The sequence below is a fragment of the Vibrio sp. R78045 genome, assembly GCF_042466085.1.
GTDB lineage: Bacteria > Pseudomonadota > Gammaproteobacteria > Enterobacterales > Vibrionaceae > Vibrio > Vibrio cyclitrophicus.
The window spans coordinates 40,361-58,995 of record NZ_JAXHBS010000017.1; the positions used below are offsets into that span (position 1 = coordinate 40,361).

At 45.3% G+C, this 18,635-nt stretch carries 16 protein-coding genes; 2 read left to right on the forward strand and 14 right to left on the reverse strand.

From position 1 onward, the window contains the following. Window positions 1-9: 9 nt before the first annotated feature. The 4 genes from rpsR to rnr all read right to left on the reverse strand — a co-directional run bounded on the left by rpsR (window position 10) and on the right by rnr (window position 4,404). On the reverse strand, window positions 10-237 hold the full coding sequence (gene rpsR / locus SJY39_RS19540) for a 30S ribosomal protein S18 (RefSeq protein ID WP_000090472.1): 228 nt from the start codon (window positions 235-237) through the stop codon (window positions 10-12). A gap of 112 nt (window positions 238-349) precedes the next feature. Continuing rightward, window positions 350-739, reverse strand: a complete 390-nt coding sequence (gene rpsF / locus SJY39_RS19545; protein WP_004741278.1) for a 30S ribosomal protein S6 — start codon at window positions 737-739, stop codon at window positions 350-352. Window positions 740-1,016: 277 nt separating this feature from the next. Then, window positions 1,017-1,757 (reverse strand): 23S rRNA (guanosine(2251)-2'-O)-methyltransferase RlmB, encoded by a 741-nt coding sequence (gene rlmB, locus SJY39_RS19550; protein WP_371979037.1) that lies wholly within the window; start codon window positions 1,755-1,757, stop codon window positions 1,017-1,019. A 148-nt stretch (window positions 1,758-1,905) separates the two neighbouring features. Then, complete coding sequence (rnr, locus tag SJY39_RS19555; RefSeq protein WP_016767556.1) at window positions 1,906-4,404, reverse strand: ribonuclease R; 2,499 nt, start codon at window positions 4,402-4,404, stop codon at window positions 1,906-1,908. Between the two features lie 247 nt (window positions 4,405-4,651). Here rnr and SJY39_RS19560 point away from each other — a divergent pair, with 247 nt between their 5' ends. Then, a complete protein-coding gene (locus SJY39_RS19560; protein WP_016794670.1) occupies window positions 4,652-6,061 on the forward strand; it encodes an amidohydrolase in 1,410 nt (469 codons plus the stop codon). A gap of 171 nt (window positions 6,062-6,232) precedes the next feature. Here SJY39_RS19560 and SJY39_RS19565 read toward each other — a convergent pair whose 3' ends face one another. Beyond that, on the reverse strand, window positions 6,233-6,868 hold the full coding sequence (locus SJY39_RS19565; RefSeq protein WP_010434109.1) for a flagellar protein MotX: 636 nt from the start codon (window positions 6,866-6,868) through the stop codon (window positions 6,233-6,235). Window positions 6,869-7,202: 334 nt separating this feature from the next. Next, window positions 7,203-8,519 (reverse strand): adenylosuccinate synthase, encoded by a 1,317-nt coding sequence (locus SJY39_RS19570; RefSeq protein WP_010434108.1) that lies wholly within the window; start codon window positions 8,517-8,519, stop codon window positions 7,203-7,205. A 172-nt stretch (window positions 8,520-8,691) separates the two neighbouring features. On the opposite strand from SJY39_RS19570, the gene SJY39_RS19575 reads away from it, so the two are divergent. Beyond that, window positions 8,692-8,880, forward strand: coding sequence for a DUF2065 domain-containing protein (locus SJY39_RS19575; protein ID WP_010434105.1), 189 nt, complete (start codon window positions 8,692-8,694; stop codon window positions 8,878-8,880). A gap of 189 nt (window positions 8,881-9,069) precedes the next feature. On the opposite strand, the gene hflC is transcribed toward SJY39_RS19575, so the two are convergent. The 8 genes from hflC to tsaE form a co-directional block, all read right to left on the reverse strand. Beyond that, a complete protein-coding gene (gene hflC, locus SJY39_RS19580) occupies window positions 9,070-10,047 on the reverse strand; it encodes a protease modulator HflC (protein WP_010434102.1) in 978 nt (325 codons plus the stop codon). A 2-nt stretch (window positions 10,048-10,049) separates the two neighbouring features. Beyond that, window positions 10,050-11,252 (reverse strand): FtsH protease activity modulator HflK, encoded by a 1,203-nt coding sequence (gene hflK, locus SJY39_RS19585; protein WP_010434100.1) that lies wholly within the window; start codon window positions 11,250-11,252, stop codon window positions 10,050-10,052. Window positions 11,253-11,278: 26 nt separating this feature from the next. Beyond that, window positions 11,279-12,586, reverse strand: a complete 1,308-nt coding sequence (gene hflX / locus SJY39_RS19590) for a ribosome rescue GTPase HflX (RefSeq protein WP_010434098.1) — start codon at window positions 12,584-12,586, stop codon at window positions 11,279-11,281. A 44-nt stretch (window positions 12,587-12,630) separates the two neighbouring features. Next, window positions 12,631-12,894, reverse strand: coding sequence for an RNA chaperone Hfq (gene hfq / locus SJY39_RS19595; protein ID WP_010434097.1), 264 nt, complete (start codon window positions 12,892-12,894; stop codon window positions 12,631-12,633). Between the two features lie 193 nt (window positions 12,895-13,087). Further along, window positions 13,088-14,020 (reverse strand): tRNA (adenosine(37)-N6)-dimethylallyltransferase MiaA, encoded by a 933-nt coding sequence (gene miaA / locus SJY39_RS19600; RefSeq protein WP_010434095.1) that lies wholly within the window; start codon window positions 14,018-14,020, stop codon window positions 13,088-13,090. Between the two features lie 167 nt (window positions 14,021-14,187). Beyond that, window positions 14,188-16,383 carry a DNA mismatch repair endonuclease MutL gene (mutL, locus tag SJY39_RS19605; protein WP_010434093.1) on the reverse strand — a complete coding sequence of 732 codons (2,196 nt, stop codon included), beginning with the start codon at window positions 16,381-16,383 and terminating at the stop codon, window positions 14,188-14,190. Window positions 16,384-16,434: 51 nt separating this feature from the next. Next, window positions 16,435-18,156: a LysM peptidoglycan-binding domain-containing protein gene (locus SJY39_RS19610; RefSeq protein ID WP_010434091.1), complete on the reverse strand. Its 1,722-nt coding sequence runs from the start codon at window positions 18,154-18,156 to the stop codon at window positions 16,435-16,437. Next, the gene (gene tsaE, locus SJY39_RS19615) at window positions 18,150-18,614 is read right to left on the reverse strand and encodes a tRNA (adenosine(37)-N6)-threonylcarbamoyltransferase complex ATPase subunit type 1 TsaE (protein WP_004735870.1); all 465 of its coding nucleotides are present in this window, start codon (window positions 18,612-18,614) and stop codon (window positions 18,150-18,152) included. Before tsaE ends, SJY39_RS19610 begins: the two co-directional genes overlap by 7 nt. Window positions 18,615-18,635: the final 21 nt, after the last annotated feature.

Sequence of the window (18,635 nt, forward strand, 5' to 3'; positions counted from 1 at the left end):
TATTACCGATTACTGATGCTTGTCAGTGTACGGTAGTAGAGCTAGGTAACGAGAACGCTTGATAGCGCGAGCTAGTTGACGCTGGTACTTAGCGCTTGTACCAGTGATACGGCTAGGTACGATTTTACCAGCTTCAGTGATGTAGTTTTTAAGAGTTGCTACGTCTTTGTAGTCAATCTCTTGTACGCCTTCTGCAGTGAAACGGCAGAATTTACGACGACGGAAGAAACGAGCCATGGGCTATCTCCTGATCTTAAATTTAGTAAAGCGGTCTTTCACAATTATCGAAATAACTATCAATGACCTTAAACAAGTTGAGAATTTTTTAAGGCATTAAGCCAAAAAAGAATTACTCAGCAGCTGCTTCTGGTTTAGCTTCTGTACGCTCTTCGCGACGAGGAGCACGCTCTGCACGCTCTTCTTTTTGCTTAAGCATAATAGATTGCTCAGTCACAGCGCCTTTAGTGCGCATGATCATGTTACGTAGAACTGCATCGTTGAAACGGAAAGCAGTTTCTAGCTCGTCAATCACTTCTTGACCAGCTTCAACGTTCATAAGAACGTAGTGAGCTTTGTGAAGCTTGTTGATTGGGTAAGCCATTTGACGACGACCCCAGTCTTCTAGACGGTGGATAGTACCGCCAGCTTCAGTGATAGAACCAGTGTAACGCTCGATCATGCCAGCAACTTGCTCGCTTTGATCAGGGTGAACCATGAATACGATTTCGTAATGACGCATTTGGTTGCTCCTTACGGATTATTAGCTTCCACGAGTGGCCCGGTCGTCCAGAGGAAGCAAGGAACTAAAGATAAATGACCGAGTTTTAAGGACGGCAAATGTTATAGAAAGAACCCGGTATTGGCAAGCGCTATTTGGTGAATAATGAAACAGTTTTTCTGTCGCCATCTAGCCATCCGACAAACCAATGGATTTTGCTATAACAGCCTAAAAAGAAACGCCCACCAGCAAGTGGTGAGCGCTAATAAATTCATAGACTTAAAGCAGCGTTAACGCATTACTGAGCTAAACGCTGTCTTACCGCTTCGAACAGGCAAATACCCGACGCCACAGAAACATTTAAGCTCGATACGCTACCTGCCATTGGAATCTTAATCAGATCATCGCAAGTTTCACGAGTTAAACGACGCATACCGTCACCTTCGGCTCCCATCACAACTGCAAGTGGGCCTGTTAGTTTCGCTTGGTAGATATCATGCGTTGCTTCGCCGGCTGTACCTACGAACCATACGCCTTGTTCTTGCAATGCACGCATAGTACGAGCAAGGTTAGTTACACGTACTAGAGGAACCGTTTCAGCCGCACCACACGCTACCTTGCTAACCGTTGCCGTTAAAGGCGAAGAACGGTCTTTCGGTACGATAACCGCAGCAACACCCGCCGCATCTGCGTTACGCAGACAAGCGCCTAGGTTGTGCGGATCTGTTACACCATCTAGAACCAACAGTAACGGTTGTTCGTGCTGCGCTAGGATGTCGTCTAGGTGAGTTTCATTAAGCTGCTTAGCAGGTTTCACCTTAGCGATAATGCCTTGGTGATTCGCGCCTTGTGATTTTTCATCAAGCGGCTTACGACCCATCTGTTGAATCGACACACCAAACTGCTGCAGTTGGTTCAGTAATGGAAGAAGACGCTCGTCTTGGCGGCCCTTCAATACATAAACTTCGATAAAGCGCGCAGGATCTTTTTCTAGTACGGCTTTCACCGCGTGAATACCGTAAATAAATTCGTTACTCATTGTCTCAAATTACTCTTATTGCTCAGAGATGAACGACATCAAACCCGATGCATCCATCTCTGTATTGTTTATTTCGAGAGCATGCATCTTCCGCCTGATACTCTCGCATTTAATCAGTTAAAGGCTAACCCTTGTAACCCAAAAAGCTTTAAGACTTGTCAGCCTTTGGCTTACGGCTTGCTGTACGCTTTTTCTTAGCTCGCGCCTTAGCCGCACCGGTTTTATTCGACGACTTTTTCTTAGCTGAACTTTCGCTACTGCCATCTGGTCGCTTAGTGGGTTCAACTAAAGGTTTCGCAGAAACGCCTGGCTGATTGCTCTTCACCGCTGAACGCTTCTTACTTTTCGCCTTTTTCATCGCTTCTGCAGCACGCTTCTTGGCTGTTTTACCTTTGCCGCGTGGCTGACGATCGGTGTCTTCTAGATCGAAGTCGATTTGACGAGTTTCTAAATTAACGGCAGAAACTTTCACTTTAACCGAATCACCCAAGCGATAGATATTACCTGAGCTTTCACCGACTAAACGCTGACCAACAGCATCGAATTGGTAGTAATCATTCGCTAGCGCTGAGATATGTACTAATCCATCGATGTGCAGTTCAGTTAGACGCACAAAGAAACCGAAGCCAGTCACGTTGGCAATCACGCCATCCATCACTTCACCGACATGGTCTTGCATGTATTCACACTTCAACCAGTCGTTTACTTCACGCGTTGCGTCATCAGCACGACGCTCAGTCATTGAACACTGCTCACCGTAGAAGTCCATATCATCGAACGTGTAGTGGTAACCACCGGTAGGCGTCCAACGTTCGCTGTTACGCCCACCTTCTTTCGCAATAAGGTACTTAATCGCACGGTGCAATAACAAGTCAGGGTAACGACGAATCGGCGAGGTAAAGTGAGCGTAGCGTTTAAGTGCTAAACCAAAGTGACCCGCGTTATCCGCGTTGTATACCGCTTGCTTCATTGAACGCAGCAGCATAGTTTGGATTAACTCACGATCTTCACGCTCGTTAATCTGTTGCATCAGTTGTGCGTAGTCTACTGGAGATGGCGACAGGCCACCTTCCAGTGTTAAACCTAATTCACTTAAGAAGCTCTTGAAGCCCATTAAGCGCTCTTCGCCCGGAGTATCGTGAACACGGTACAGAGCTGGCTCTTTCGATTTTTCTACGTAAGATGCCGATGCGATGTTCGCAAGAATCATACATTCTTCGATGATCTTGTGTGCATCGTTACGGATTACTGGTTCAATACGGTCGATCTTACGATCCGCATTGAAGATGAATTTCGTTTCGACCGTTTCAAACTCAATCGCACCACGCTCATCACGCGTTTTCTTAAGTACTTTGTACATCTTATGCAGTTCTTCAAGATGCGGTACTTCTGGCTCGTAACGCTCGCGAAGTTCTTCATTGCCATCTAAGATTGCGCCTACTTTATTGTAAGTAAGACGAGCATGAGAATTCATTACTGCTTCGTAGTGCTTGTAGCCCGACAGTTTACCTTTGTCTGAGATAGTCATCTCACACACCATACATAAACGGTCGACTTGAGGGTTCAGTGAACATAAGCCGTTAGAAAGGACTTCTGGCAGCATTGGCACCACTTGTGACGGGAAGTATACCGAGTTACCACGGTTAATCGCTTCTTTGTCTAGCGCTGTATCAGGGCGAACGTAGTAACTTACGTCAGCAATCGCTACCCATAGGCGCCAGCCTCCGCCTTTCTTCGCTTCACAGTAAACGGCATCATCGAAGTCACGTGCATCTTCACCATCAATGGTAACTAATGGCAGTTTACGCAGATCAACACGTCCTTCTTTTGCTTCCTCAGGAACATGCTCACCAAGGTTTTCGATTTGCTTATCTACCGCTTCAGGCCACTCTTGTGGGATCTGGTGAGTACGGATCGCAATTTGCGTTTCCATACCCGGCGCCATGTTCTCACCAAGAACTTCAGTGACTTTACCCATCATGTTACGAGAACGACCACCGCGATCCGTAATTTCAATCACAACCACATTACCCATTCGAGCACCGCCTTTATGCTCAGTAGGGATCTGAATATCATGACTAATACGTGAATCATCAGCAACCACATAAGAATGGCCGTATTCTAGGAAGAAACGACCAACCAGTGGCGTTTTGCGCTCTTCAAGAACACGCACTAAACGACCTTCACGACGACCACGCTTACTGTTATCAGTCGGCTGAGCCAACACGTAATCCCCGTGCATGATGGTTTTCATCTGATGATGCGGCAACAAGATATCGTTATCTTTACCTACACTGCCATCTGGGCGAACCCAACCATGACCGTCTTTATGACCGATCACATAGCCTTTAATCAGTTCCATCTTCTCGGGCAATGCATAGCACTGACGACGAGTAAAGATTAGCTGTCCATCACGCTCCATTGCACGTAAACGACGACGCAGCCCTTCATATTGCTCCTCTCCAGCAAGACCCAAAGCTTCGAATAGGTCATTACGGTTCATTGGAATATTCGCTTCTGTTAGGAACGAAATAATGAACTCTCGGCTTGGTACTGGGTTTTCGTAATTTTTCGACTCTCGGTCGGCAAAAGGGTCAACAGTGGTTGTCGCTGTCGTGTTTTCTGGCATTGGTGTGTTTTTTGACATAGGCGGGCCTGCTTAAGCAAGGAATGTATATACCCCTAGTATATCTGATGCTAGAGGTAACCTACAGATATGCTTTGGAAAAGCCTAAAATAACCTCAGATTGACGTCCATTTTCATGCTGTGAAACATTATTTCACAACCACATTTATCATCAGAATTTGAAGCAAACGATAAAACAAACGTTTGCGGCATGAATGAAATACACTATTATCCACACACTTTACCAACTCCTGTTCTGAGTATTGATATGAAATTAAAACGCACCCTACTGGCTTCAGCAATGGCAAGCCTCGCTCTATTTCCATTTACAAGTTCAGCGATGGAAAAAGCCGATCTAATGATTACCGATGCGATGGTTCTCACCATGAATCAAGACAAAACGGTTTATGAAAGCGGCACTGTTGTCGTGAAAGACAATAAGATCATTGCGGTAGGCGATGCTTCATTAGAGAAGCAATACCAAGCTAAGCAAGTACTCGATGTGGATGGTGACATCGTTATGCCAGGTCTCATCAATACTCATACTCACGTATCAATGACGGTTTTCCGCTCACTAGCCGATGATGTGCCTGATCGCCTGCACCGCTACATCTTCCCATTAGAGAAGAAGTTGGTGTCACGCGACATGGTACGTATTGGTGCTAACCTAGGTAACGTCGAAATGGTAAAAGGCGGTGTAACCACTTACGCCGACATGTACTACTTTGAAGATGAAGTAGCGAAAACCGTCGATAAGATCGGTATGCGTGCCATTCTTGGTGAAACCGTGATTAAGTTCCCAGTCGCTGACGCAGCCAACGCCGAAGAGGGCATTAAGTACGCATTGAACTTCATTGAAGAATACAAAGATCACCCGCGTATCACCCCAGCGTTTGCCCCACATGCGCCTTACACAAATACGACTGAGATCCTGCAGAAAATTTCCAAGCTCTCTCTAGAGTTAGATGTACCTGTGATGATTCATCTTGCTGAATCGCACCGCGAAGAAGAGAAAATCGCCGAGCGCTCAGAAGGCCTATCCCCAGTTCAATACATGGACAGCATTGGCGCACTCAACAAAAACTTGGTGGGTGCACACATGATCTTGGTTGATGACCATGATATCGAACTGGTGAAAAAGTCAGATATGGGTGTCGCTCATAACATGAGTGCTAACATCAAATCAGCAAAAGGCGTATCACCAGCACTTAAGATGTATGACGAAGACGTGCGTATTGGTCTAGGTACTGATGGTCCAATGTCAGGTAACACACTGAGCACCATTGATGAGTTCAACCAAGTGGCTAAAGTTCACAAACTGGTTAATAAAGATCGTGCTGCAATGCCGCCGATCAAAGTGATCGACATGGCGACAATGGGCGCAGCAAAAGCGCTACACATGGAAGATAAGATCGGTTCTCTTGAGGCGGGTAAGCTAGCCGACATCATAGTAATCGATACTAAGGCTCCGAACATGGTACCTGTCTACAACCCATACTCTGCATTAGTGTACTCAGCTAACTCTGGCAACGTTCGCCACACCATCGTCGATGGCAAGATCATCATGCAAGACCGCGACATGTTAACGGTAGACGAAGATAAGATCCGCCAAGAAGCACTCGACTTCACCAAAATTGTTCGTAAAACGGTGATTGAGTCTGGTGAAGTAGTTCAATAACGACTCCAACTCATTCGCTGCGCTTTCTGTTAACTCTAAAAAGCGGGTAAATCGAGACAACGGTTAAATCAAAAAAGGCCTCATAGGTATATACCTATGAGGCCTTTTTAATGTAGGTCAATCATTAACGAGTGCAGTCATTAATCATCAACGTTCATTCAATAATCGTTCTTACCAGAACACGTCTCGACGTTTTGCTCGTGCAATAATATTGTCTGGCATTCTCTGTTCTAAACCGCTACGAAGCACAGTGATGCGTTTGTGTTGTCTTTGATCAGCCGTTACCGAGTTATACAACCAACGGTAAGCATCTTCATAATCTAACGGGCTACCGTAATCACGCAGCAAGAGTTCCGCTAAGTGAATACTCGCACTTAGGTTCCCCATAGAGGCGGCTTCACGTAAATACGGAATCGCGCGCTCTTTGTCTTGTTGTACCAAAGTACCACGAGAGTAATAACGCCCTAGCTGTTCTAGCGCAGCTGGCAAACCTTGATGTGCCGCGTTTTCCATATAGTAAAGGCCAAGCTCTACATCTTGTGGAACACACACGCCCCACGCCAACATATCGCCGTATAAAAACTCATAAGAAGGCAAACTAATACGCGTTGCACGCGCAACGATGTCTTCCACTAGTTGGCACTTATCCGCTTTCACACGCTCAAGATGTTGATTATTTTCGATTAACTTAATCAGTTCAGCTTCTGTGTATATTGGAACAGGCTCTCCCACTTCAGCCAAATTTGCATGACTCAAGGGTGAGCTCAGCGCCATTATCAATGAAGCTGCCACAATTCGTAGCTTCATACCTGCACTCTATTATCTGTCGCTAAAGTTATCTCTTGGTGGATGCAGACAATCTCTACAAGCCCCAAAATAGGGTGAACTTCACTTTCCATGATATCTGTATCGGCAATAACCCTGACGGCTTTAGACAAAACTTGCCGCTAATGGGCAATATTTTGCCTGATGACGCTTAAAATATCACCATCAAAGAGTGCTTAGCCACATTGCAGGTATTAAAAAGCCGACTTAATAAAGTCGGCTTTTAGAAAACTATTTCATTATCAGAGCACTTTAACTAGCAAAGTACTTTAATTACCACAGTACGATTTGTGCTGTGGTAATCACTCAACGGGCATTATGCGCCGTATGGGTGAACCTTGATGATAGTTTCGTTACGATCTGGGCCAGTTGATACGATATCAATTGGAACACCAGTTAGGTCTTCGATACGCTTGATGTAATCTAGAGCAGCTTGTGGAAGCGCGTCGATAGATTTAGCACCAAATGTGTTTTCAGACCAACCAGGCATTGTTTCGTAGATTGGCGTTGCTTCTTCAAATGACTCAGCAGCCATTGGAGAAACTTCTAGGATAGAACCATCTTTCATCTTGTAACCAGTACAGATTTTTAGCTCTTCTAGGCCATCTAGAACGTCTAGTTTAGTTAGACACATACCAGATAGAGAGTTGATTTGGATTGCACGACGCATAGCAACAGCATCGAACCAACCAGTACGACGTAGACGACCCGTTGTTGCGCCAAACTCGTGACCAACATCGCCTAGGTGTTTACCAACTGGGTCTTGCTTCTCAAGGCCATCGTATAGCTCAGTTGGGAATGGACCTGAACCAACACGAGTACAGTAAGCCTTAGTGATACCAAGGATGTAACCGATATGACGAGGACCGAAACCAGAACCTGCAGCAACACCACCAGCAGTCGTGTTAGAAGACGTTACGTATGGGTAAGTACCGTGGTCGATATCTAGTAGCGTACCTTGAGCACCTTCGAACATGATCTTGTCGCCGCGCTTACGTGCTGCGTCTAGTTCGTCAGTTACGTCGATAACCATCGCAGTTAACATGTCTGCGTAGCTCATCGCTTGCTCAAGAACTTCTTCGTAGCTTACTGTTTCAGCTTTGTAGAAGTGCTCTAGTTGGAAGTTGTGGAATTCCATAACTTCTTTTAGCTTCTCAGCGAATGCTTCTTTATCGAAAAGGTCGCCAACGCGTAGACCGCGACGAGCAACTTTATCTTCGTAAGCAGGACCGATACCACGACCCGTTGTACCGATAGCTTTAGCGCCACGAGCGATTTCACGCGCGTTGTCGATAGCAATGTGGTACGGAAGAATTAGAGGACAAGCTTCAGAGATGAAAAGACGCTCACGTACTGGAATACCGCGATCTTCAAGAGGCTTCATTTCTTTTAGAAGTGCGTCAGGCGATAATACTACACCGTTACCAATAACACATTTAACGTTATTGCGTAGGATACCTGATGGAATTAAGTGAAGAACGGTTTTTTCACCGTCAATTACAAGTGTGTGACCTGCATTGTGACCGCCTTGGTAGCGAACCACGTATTTTGCATCTTCAGTTAAAAGGTCAACGATTTTACCTTTACCTTCATCACCCCATTGGGTGCCTAGAACGACTACGTTATTTCCCATCTTTCCAATTTCTGTTGCTAATTAAAAATGGATTCTAGCACTGAATCACACTTCTTGCAGTCACTTTTTGTTCATAAACGTTAATGCTGTACAGAAATAAACCACCCGTAACTGAAGGCGAATGTGTAAAGATGCTGATATCATTGCGTTTTTACAGACAAAAGGCAGAAGCATGTCTCAATCAATTTGGCTCGCTATTGGGCTCGTACTTATTGTTGAAGGGCTCGGCCCTTTGATTGCACCCAATGGCTGGAGAAACATGGTCGCGCAACTGAGCGAACAACCCGACACGCAACTGCGACGCATTGGCGGTTGTCTTGTGGTCGCTGGCGCCGTTATCGCTTTCATGACCTACCGTTAGTTTCTATAAGTACTAATCTGTTTATAAGTACCACTCTGTTAAGCGCCTTCCCTCGCGCCCCAATAGCGAATCCGCAAACATGTCTCGTCCTGAAATAGGTCATAGAAAACAAAAAGGCTCCCATAATAGGAGCCTTTTGAGTTTTAACGTATTTTGCTTATTGAGCTAAGCATTCGCTAACGCATCAGCTTATTTTGCTGGAGCGCCGCTTGCTTGATTCATGTATTGGAAGAAGTCAGTCTTCGGATCCAGTACTAGAATGTCGCTCTTATCGCTAAATGATGTCTCATAAGCTTGCAGTGAACGCATAAAGCCATAGAACTCAGGATCTTTGCTGAACGCATCAGAGTAGATCTTCGCTGCTTCTGCATCAGCATCACCACGAGTGATTCGAGCTGTACGGTCAGCTTCAGCAAGAACTGTTGCCACTTCTAGCTCAGCTTGAGCACGGATAACTTCCGCTTTCTCACGACCCTGTGAACGGTGTCTACGAGCAACCGACTCACGCTCTGCACGCATACGGCGGTAGATAGATTCACTGATTTCGTCAGGAAGGTTAATCTTCTTCATTCGGAAATCAACAACTTCAACACCTAAATCAGCCATCGCACTTTCTGCCGTTCCAGACAAAACGTTTTCCATGATCTTATCGCGTTCGCCATCAACTTCTAGTGCTTCTGCAGCCGCTACCGTTGTGACGACTTCGCTATCAGCAGAGTCTGGCAGGATGTCCTTATTACGAGGGCCTGATACGATCTGCTTAATTTCACGAGAACCAATTTCAGAACGAAGAACATCTGTCACTTTACGCTCAAGAAGTGCTTCTGCCGTCATGATGTTGCCGCCGCCTGTACTCAGATAAAAACGTCCAAAATCAGCAATACGCCATTTTGCGTAGGTATCAATTAGAACGTCTTTTTTCTCTGACGTTACGAAACGGTCAGAACGACCATCCATCGTTTGAATACGAGCATCAAGCACTTTTACGCGATCAAACATAGGCAGTTTAAAGTGCAGGCCTGGTTCATAGATTCGTGATACGCCGTTGTCATCGAGAACTCGACCAAAACGAATTACCATGCCACGTTCGCCTTCTTGAATCACAAATAGTGACATCAATAAAAGGGCAATCGTCACAACTAATACAGGGATCATTAATTTACGCATTATTAGTATCTCCCTTGACGTGAACTGTCTGAACGAGTTTGAGTGCTAGACTTTGGATCCGCTTGAGTTTCTAACTCAATTTGATCGTAAGTTGATGATGCTTTTGCAGGGCGAGTGCCCGACTGAGAACCACTTTGTGCGCCTAGCTTATCAATTGGTAGGTATAGCAAGTTACCACTTGATTCAGAATCAATCAGGACTTTCGATGTGCTTGAGTACACTTTTTCCATTGTATCAAGGTACATACGGTTACGTGTTACTTCAGGAGCTGCTTGGTATTCAGGTAGCAGTTTCTCGAACTGAGCCACTTGACCTAGAGCACCATTAACTGTGCGCTCTGAGTAACCCACCGCTTCTTTCTTCAAACGCTCAGCACGACCTGTTGCTTTTGGAAGAATGTCATTTCGGTAAGCTTCAGCTTCACGCTCGAAACGCTCTTCATCCTCACGAGCCGCGATAGCATCATCAAATGCATCTTTCACTTGCTCAGGTGGACGTGCTGACTGGAAGTTCACATCAACAATCAGAATACCCATGTCGTAGCTATCAATAATACGGTTCAACGTTTCTTGAGTGCTTTGACGAATCTGTTGACGACCACTTGTCAGGATACTATCCATTAGTGAGTCACCAATTACCGCACGAAGCGCAGAATCGGTTGCTTGGCGTAAACTGTCGTCTGCATTCGTTACACGATACAAGTACTTGTATGGGTCAGAAACACGGTATTGAACACCCATTTCAACGGTCACAACGTTTTCATCTTTCGTTAGCATCGTGCCAGCAGCACGTAGTGAACGAATCGCTTGAACGTTTACTAGTTGCTCATCTTTGATTTCATCGATGAAGCGTGGGTGCCAGTTAAGACCAGGCTCTTCGATACGGTCGAACTGACCCAATCGAAGTACTACTGCTCTTTCTGCTTCGCCAACGGTGTAGAAACCAGCGAAGAACCAGATAGCAATCGCAATAACGGCAATGACACCAAAGCCAATTGCACCGCCACCACCAATAGATGGTCCGTTACCGCTACCACCCTTTTTACCAAACTTGCCACCTAACTTTTGACTTAGTTTACTAAACACTTCGTCTAGATCTGGCGGTCCTTGATCTCGGCCGCCGCGATTATTATTCTTACCCCAAGGGTCGTTATCGCGGCCGTTATTATCGCCGTTGTTGTTATTTCCAGGCTCATTCCACGCCATTAGAAAACTCCATCATTGATATGACGTTATACTGTAGCAGTCTCTTTGGTAACGATAAAGTCACCTAAGAGCGCCCCTTCTCTTTTTTCGAGTTTAGACCAATCTATTTGTTGCATTCTAATATCTATCAACAAGTTACCATTTTCATCATACTCTTCCTGTTGAATACATTTCATCTCAAAGAATAAGCTACGAATACGGCCCTGATGTTGATGTGGAATACACAACCGGAATTGAACCATCTGACTCGCTAAACGCTCAGTTAAAGCTTCAAACAGCAGTTCAATACCTTCTCCTTCCATTGCAGAAACCCAAACAGCGCGTGGTGCGCCCTCTTCGTCTCTTTCAATTCGAGGTTTTTGGTCTTCCATGCAGTCAATCTTATTCATGACTACAAGGGTTGGCACTTCATGAGCATCGATCTCTTCTAATACATCATGAACAGCCTGAATATTCTCACGAAAGCGGTCATCACTGGCATCAACAACATGTAACAAAATGTCAGCTTCCTGCGTCTCTTGTAACGTTGCCTTAAATGCAGCGACCAAATCATGTGGTAGATGGCGGATAAAACCTACGGTATCTGCGAGAATTGCAGGCCCGACATCTGCCAAATCAATCTTACGTAGTGTTGGGTCTAGGGTTGCAAACAGCTGGTCTGCAGCATAAACACCTGCACTTGTGATGCGATTGAAAAGTGTTGATTTCCCTGCGTTGGTATAACCAACCAAAGAAATTGTTGGGATTTCAGCTCGATTACGAGCACGTCGTCCTTGTTCACGCTGCTTAGCGACTTTCGCTAAACGACGCAATATTGCCTTTATACGGTCACGCAGCAAACGTCGATCGGTTTCCAGTTGAGTTTCACCTGGACCACGAAGACCAATACCACCTTTCTGCCTTTCAAGGTGAGTCCAACCTCGAATCAGTCGGGTAGAAATATGACGAAGCTGAGCGAGCTCAACTTGCAGTTTACCTTCGTGAGTTCGTGCACGCTGTGCAAAGATATCTAAGATCAAACCCGTGCGATCAATCACACGACATTTGCACAACTGTTCAAGGTTTCGCTCTTGGGCAGGAGAGAGAGAGTGGTTAAAAATCACAATTTCAGCTCCGGTCAGCTGAACGGCTTGAGCGATTTCTAGGGCTTTACCTTCTCCAACGTAGTATTTAGGGAGTGGGGATTGTCGGCTACCAGTAATAACTTGTAGCGTTTCTACCCCCGCAGAAGAGACCAGCATTTCACACTCGCTTAGATCTTCCCATTCTCCCTCTTGCGTGAAGTTGATATGAACAAGTACGGCTCGCTCGCCAGATTCATAACGGTCAAACAAGCAACCAACTCCTTATTACAGCGCAAGCTGTATCAATTGAACGATTAATCTTCAGTCTTCTCTGGACGATCAGATGGAGCACGTTGCTCGCCGCTGTGGTGACTAACTGCACGAGCAGGAACCACAGTAGAGATCGCATGCTTGTAAACCATTTGGTTTACTGTGTTCTTCAATAAGATCACGAATTGATCGAAAGACTCGATCTGACCTTGCAGCTTAATGCCGTTAACAAGATAGATAGAGACTGGAATGCGCTCACGACGGAGTGCATTTAGGAATGGGTCTTGTAGCGATTGCCCCTTAGCCATTTTATTTTCCTTATTTATATTTTGTTGTAATTATTTAGCTAGTGGTGCACAAAAAGGTGCGGCCTTTGCATCTGAGCTAAACGAATAAAAAAACTCCGTTGTTATTGAAAGGCTGTGATTTTTTAAAAGCCTCAATAACTGATCCTTTCCAGAGTATATTCACGCAAAAGCGATCACATTATACACAGCAATACTAATCAGATGCTATTGCATCTGAAAGAGTTTCTAACGCTTGATCAATGTTTTCGCTATCTAACCAAGTTAAATCATCCCAACTGCGCAACCAGGTGATTTGTCGCTTGGCCAACTGACGAGTTGCACAGACACCACGGAAAACCGCTTCGTCTAAATCACAATTCCCGTCTAAATAATCCCACATCTGTCTATAACCAACGCATCGGATCGAAGGTAGCTCTGGGTGAAGATCTTTTCTGGCATACAACGCCTTCATTTCATCCTCAAACCCCGCTTCTATCATTTTCTCGAAACGCAGCTCAATACGACGATGGAGTTCAGTCCTTTCCTTGGGAGCTATAGCAAATTGTTTCACACGAAATGGCAGGCTATCGCCTTTCGTTTGAGTTAGCTCAGTTAATGTTTTACCCGAAATTCGGTAAACTTCCAATGCCCTTGAAAGCCTTTGTGGATCATTTGGGTGTATTCTTTCAGCGGATACGGGATCTATCTCTCTTAATTGATCATGCAAAGCTTGCCAACCTTGCTCGATAGATTCCGCTTCAATCTGCTTGCGTATCTCTTGATCCGCTGCGGGTAGTGGCGATAAACCTTCCAACAACGCCTTGTAATACAGCATCGTGCCGCCAACCAGTAACGGGATTTTTCCTTCCGCTACAATCTTATTCATTTCGCTGATCGCATCACGACGAAAATCTGCCGCAGAATACGCTTCGCTTGGATCCAGAATATCAATCAAGCGATGAGGCGCGAGCGCGAGCTCTTCCGCATCGGGTTTAGCGGTGCCAATATCCATGTCTTTATAGATCAATGCAGAATCAACACTGATGATCTCTACTGGGTATTTCTGACGTAAGCGGATAGCTAAATCTGTTTTTCCTGATGCCGTTGGGCCCATTAAAAACAACGCTAAAGGTAATTTTTCAGTCATGATATTTTGTATTTGTTTCTCTGTTAGAGCGCTTTATAAAAAGGCTTCATGTCGCGATGTGCCCTGTAACTAAGGTCAATGCCATCACAACACATTAAATCGTAAACAGCCGAAGCCGAAATAAGCTTAATTTATCTAAAACTCAGCGGTGAAAATTCACCTACAAACTAAGCCATAAAAGCCGCAATAGTCGCCGAAAAGTCGATAGGATTAACAAACTCTGGATCATCTAATGGAAGTAGACCATGCCAAAGCTGCTCAAGTTCCCCAACTAGTTGAACCGCTTCAGATAAAGTGTAGTCGCTTTTTACTTGTGCCGTTTGAATCCCGACCCAGTTAACCAATGATGGCAACAGGTCGTTCAAAACATTACCCGCGTTATTATCTAAAATCTGAGTATTTATTGAAGCCGCGTACGATAACAGATCTGGGATCAAAATTTGTAAGTTTTGCTGTCTCAGAGGAGAAGGAACTCCCATCACCATCACTGCTTCACTGTTTCGTGCTTTAAGCTCAATACCAAGCAGCGCCAATGTTTGGCTCAGCGCTTTCGCGACTTCAACCAATTCACTACCAAGCTTGATCGACAAAGGCACCAGTAATGGTTGGCTTTTTAATGGCCCGTTACGAGTATCGAGTTGACCCACAACACGCAATAATTCAGCTTTTGCTAAGGAAACCAGGACACAACCATTCTTATTGCCCATGACCAGATACTGCCCCTCAACAATTGAAACCGCTTTGCCCAAATCAGTGACGGGTGCTCGCGGTTTCGAGTTAACGGGATTCTGTTGAACAGGCTTAGCTTCTTTATTTTCTATATTTTCTATATTTTCTATATTTTCTCTGGTTTCGGCTGGTGCGACATGCTCTTGAGGAGATGATGGAGCTACAACTTGATCATCAAAATCTGGCGTTTTCAGAAGCTCTTTGTAGGCTTTCACTTCACGCTTAGAGGGCGCCGGTTCAGCATGATGTTGGTGCGGTTCTTTTTCTTTCTTCGGCGCAGGTCGAGACTCAATCCACTCTTGTCGAGGAGAGCCGGTAAAACTGATTTCGCTAGATGACGAGCCTGTGGTAGATGATGAGCCTGTATTAGATGATGAGCTATAGCGTTGGCTCGCATCATTAACGCTGTGTTGGGGTTTATCATAAACCTGCTCAGATTCAGCTTTTCTTGGATAGGCTGGCGTTTGCTCGATGGCATGTCGCACCCTTTCTGAAACCAAATCTGGCTCTGAGTTGGAAGGCACCGTGTCTTCTTGATCAGAAAAACGCGTCGCATCGCCAGAAGCATCTTGCTGATAATGATCAGTATCTGACTGATGGAACGCAGATTGATTGAGCGGAGCTGCATCAATCTGCTTGCTTTGTGCCAGGCCATCACTCAAGGCTTGATAAATAAAATCATGTACTAATCGTGCTTGATGGAAGCGCACTTCATGTTTAGCTGGGTGAACATTCACATCCACTTGATGCGGGTCTAATTCAATGAATAACACATACGTTGCGAATTGATCTGGGCGTAGGCTGGTCTCATAGCTTTGACGAATCGCATGATTGATCAGCTTATCGCGCATCATACGACCATTCACATAGCAGTATTGTAGGTCGCTTTGTTGCCTTGCCCCTTCAGGTGTGGTGATCCAGCCATGAAGCTTCAAACCTTGATGCTCCAGCTCAATCTTAAGCATATGACGAACAAAAGGATTACCGCATACCGCTGCAATGCGTTTTTCAGCCTGAACATCGGTTTTGGCCGCACGGTATTGACGAATCATTTTACCGTTATGACGAAGGTTGATCGTCACATCAAAGCGACTTAACGCAATTCGCTTAAGCAATTCATCAATGTGAGTAAATTCGGTTTTCTCAGTACGTAAGAACTTGCGACGTGCTGGTGTGTTGAAGAACAGGTCCAACACCTCAACCGAAGTGCCAATGGGATGCGCTGCAGGTTGCAGTTTCACCTGCATGTCTCGGCCCTCGCTGTGCGCAGCCCAAGCTTGATCTTGAGTCGCAGGGCGCGAAGTCATGGTTAAACGTGCAACCGAGCTGATACTCGCGAGCGCTTCACCACGGAAACCAAGGCTGACGATCGCCTCGAGGTCATCAAGGGTATGAATCTTAGAGGTCGCATGACGGCTCAATGCCAACGCAAGTTCATCTTTAACGATGCCCTTACCGTTGTCACGCACGCGGATCATCTTGGCGCCACCTTTCTCGATATCAATATCGATACGTGTGGCACCTGAATCCAAACTGTTTTCAACCAACTCCTTCACAACAGAAGCGGGTCTTTCTACCACTTCACCGGCTGCAATTTGGTTCGCTAACCGAGCTGGCAGTATTTTGATCGTCATATTTATAGCTACCTTACTGCCATTGATGGAAACATGTCTGCGTTAAAAAGATTACTTATGCGGAATAATCAACACCTGCCCCACCGCTAGGCTGTCAGAACGTAGGTTATTCGCTTTACGGATAGCATCAACACTCACACCGTACTTAGAGGCTATCTTACCTAGGTAATCACCTCTTGCGACTTTGTGTTTACGCAGAGGTATGTCTTTTACTTCTACCGTAATACGTAGCTTCTGACCCACTCTCAATGTTTCAGATTTTAAACGGTTCTCACGCTTAATGTCCGCTACCAATACTTTATAACGGCTGGCGATCTTGCCTAGGTACTCTCCAGACTTAACCGTGTGAGTAATAGTCTTAGTTTTGACTGCACTGCTTGATGATGAACCTTGAGCGCTGCTTGGTATCTTAAGTACTTGACCAATCGCTAGGCTACTCGACTTCAGATTATTGAGTTTCATCAAGGCTTGCGTCGAGGTGCCATATTTACTCGCAATCACAGATAAAGACTCACCACGCGATACTTTATGTTGGCTTACGCTGCCTGTTGAAGATGTCGCATTCGATAAGATAATCCCTTCTGGCGGGTTAGCTTTCAAATACTTAACAACGGCTTTAGTCACAGCACGAGCCAGCTTGTCTTGGTGCGAACGTTGGAAAAGAAGCTTCTCTTCCGTCGGGTTTGAAATAAAGCCTGTCTCGACCAACACCGATGGAATTTGTGGTGAGCGTAATACTGCTAAGCTGGTGTTTATTGGCTTACTGTTATGCAGCTTCGCGACTTTACCCATTTCAGATAGAATCGCCGTTGCCAGTTTATAACCCTCTTTTTGAGAGTGACTAAACTGCAGATCAAGCAGGGTTTGGTTTACGTTCTTATCATCAATATTGCCAGTGAACGCAGCACCACTGCCACCGAGCAACTCTGACTGTTTCTCTTTATTCTCAATCCAACGCGAAATCTCAGTATTGGCACGTCGAGTGTTCAACACAAACACCGAACCACCTCTTGGTTGTGGTGTCGTAAACGCATCTGCGTGAATAGAGATCAACAAGTGAGCTTCATTCTCACGAGCAATAGCAACACGTCGATTCAGGTTTACAAAGTAGTCAGCATTACGTGTCAAACGAGTCTTAATACCCGGAACGGCATTCAACTGGGCGGCAAGTTTTTTCGAAATGCTGAGAGTCGCATTCTTTTCATATTTACGAGATGGACCGATTGAACCAGGGTCTTCGCCACCGTGTCCAGGATCAATCACGATCAGAATGTCTTTCTGACGCTTCACCTGATTAATGTCTTTGCTTACCGTTGGCTTACTCGGCGTCGACGTTGTTGTCCCTTTGCTTGCCGCACCATGAGGTAAATCGATCACCAAGCGGTGTCCATACTGACCACCCGGAGTCGGGCTCAGTTTAAACAACTCTGCTTTAGACGACTTCTTTAACTCAAAAACTAGGCGATAAGTACTCTTGTCTGGCGGTGAGCTCTTACGAATCTTAGATAGAACAGGGCTATCTTTCACCACGACCGGTAACTTGGTTGCAAGGTTGGTGTTTTTTAAGTCGACAACCAAGCGGCTCGGGCTACTCAGTGTGAAATAGCTAAAGTCCGCTTCTGACTTTAAATCAATAACCACACGAGTTTCTTCTGGAGAAGGCCAAACCCTCAAACTTTTCAAGGAGTTTGCTGAAACAAGCGAAGAAAACAGTAAAGAGAAAACAGCAGCCATCATGGCCGCTGTTGAAAAAAGGCGTTTAGAAATCAACATAACTCCAACTGACTAAGTAAGCGCTGTCCGTATTCACTATTAGCGGTTAAAGAAACAATACGGTGATCGTCTTGGTAACGAATATCAATGTCCAAATCCGCTTCTGGTAGCATCCCATAGCCTTTCTCAGGCCATTCAACCAAACAGATAGCATCTGGCGTGAAGTAATCACGAATCCCCATGAACTCTAATTCTTCAGGATCGGCTAAGCGATAAAGATCGAAGTGATATACCTGCCAGTCGGCAAGTTGATAAGGTTCAACTAGAGTATACGTAGGGCTCTTTACATTTCCTTGATGGCCAAGCGCTTTTACAAAGCCACGACTAAAGGTCGTTTTGCCTGCGCCAAGATCACCATGCAGATAAATAGTCGTCTGCTGTGAGCAAAGATTAGAAAGCTCCGTTCCTAGTTGAATCGTTGCTTGTTCATCTTTCAAAGTAAATTGTTTCGTGCTCATGAATACGTTCTCTAAAAATCG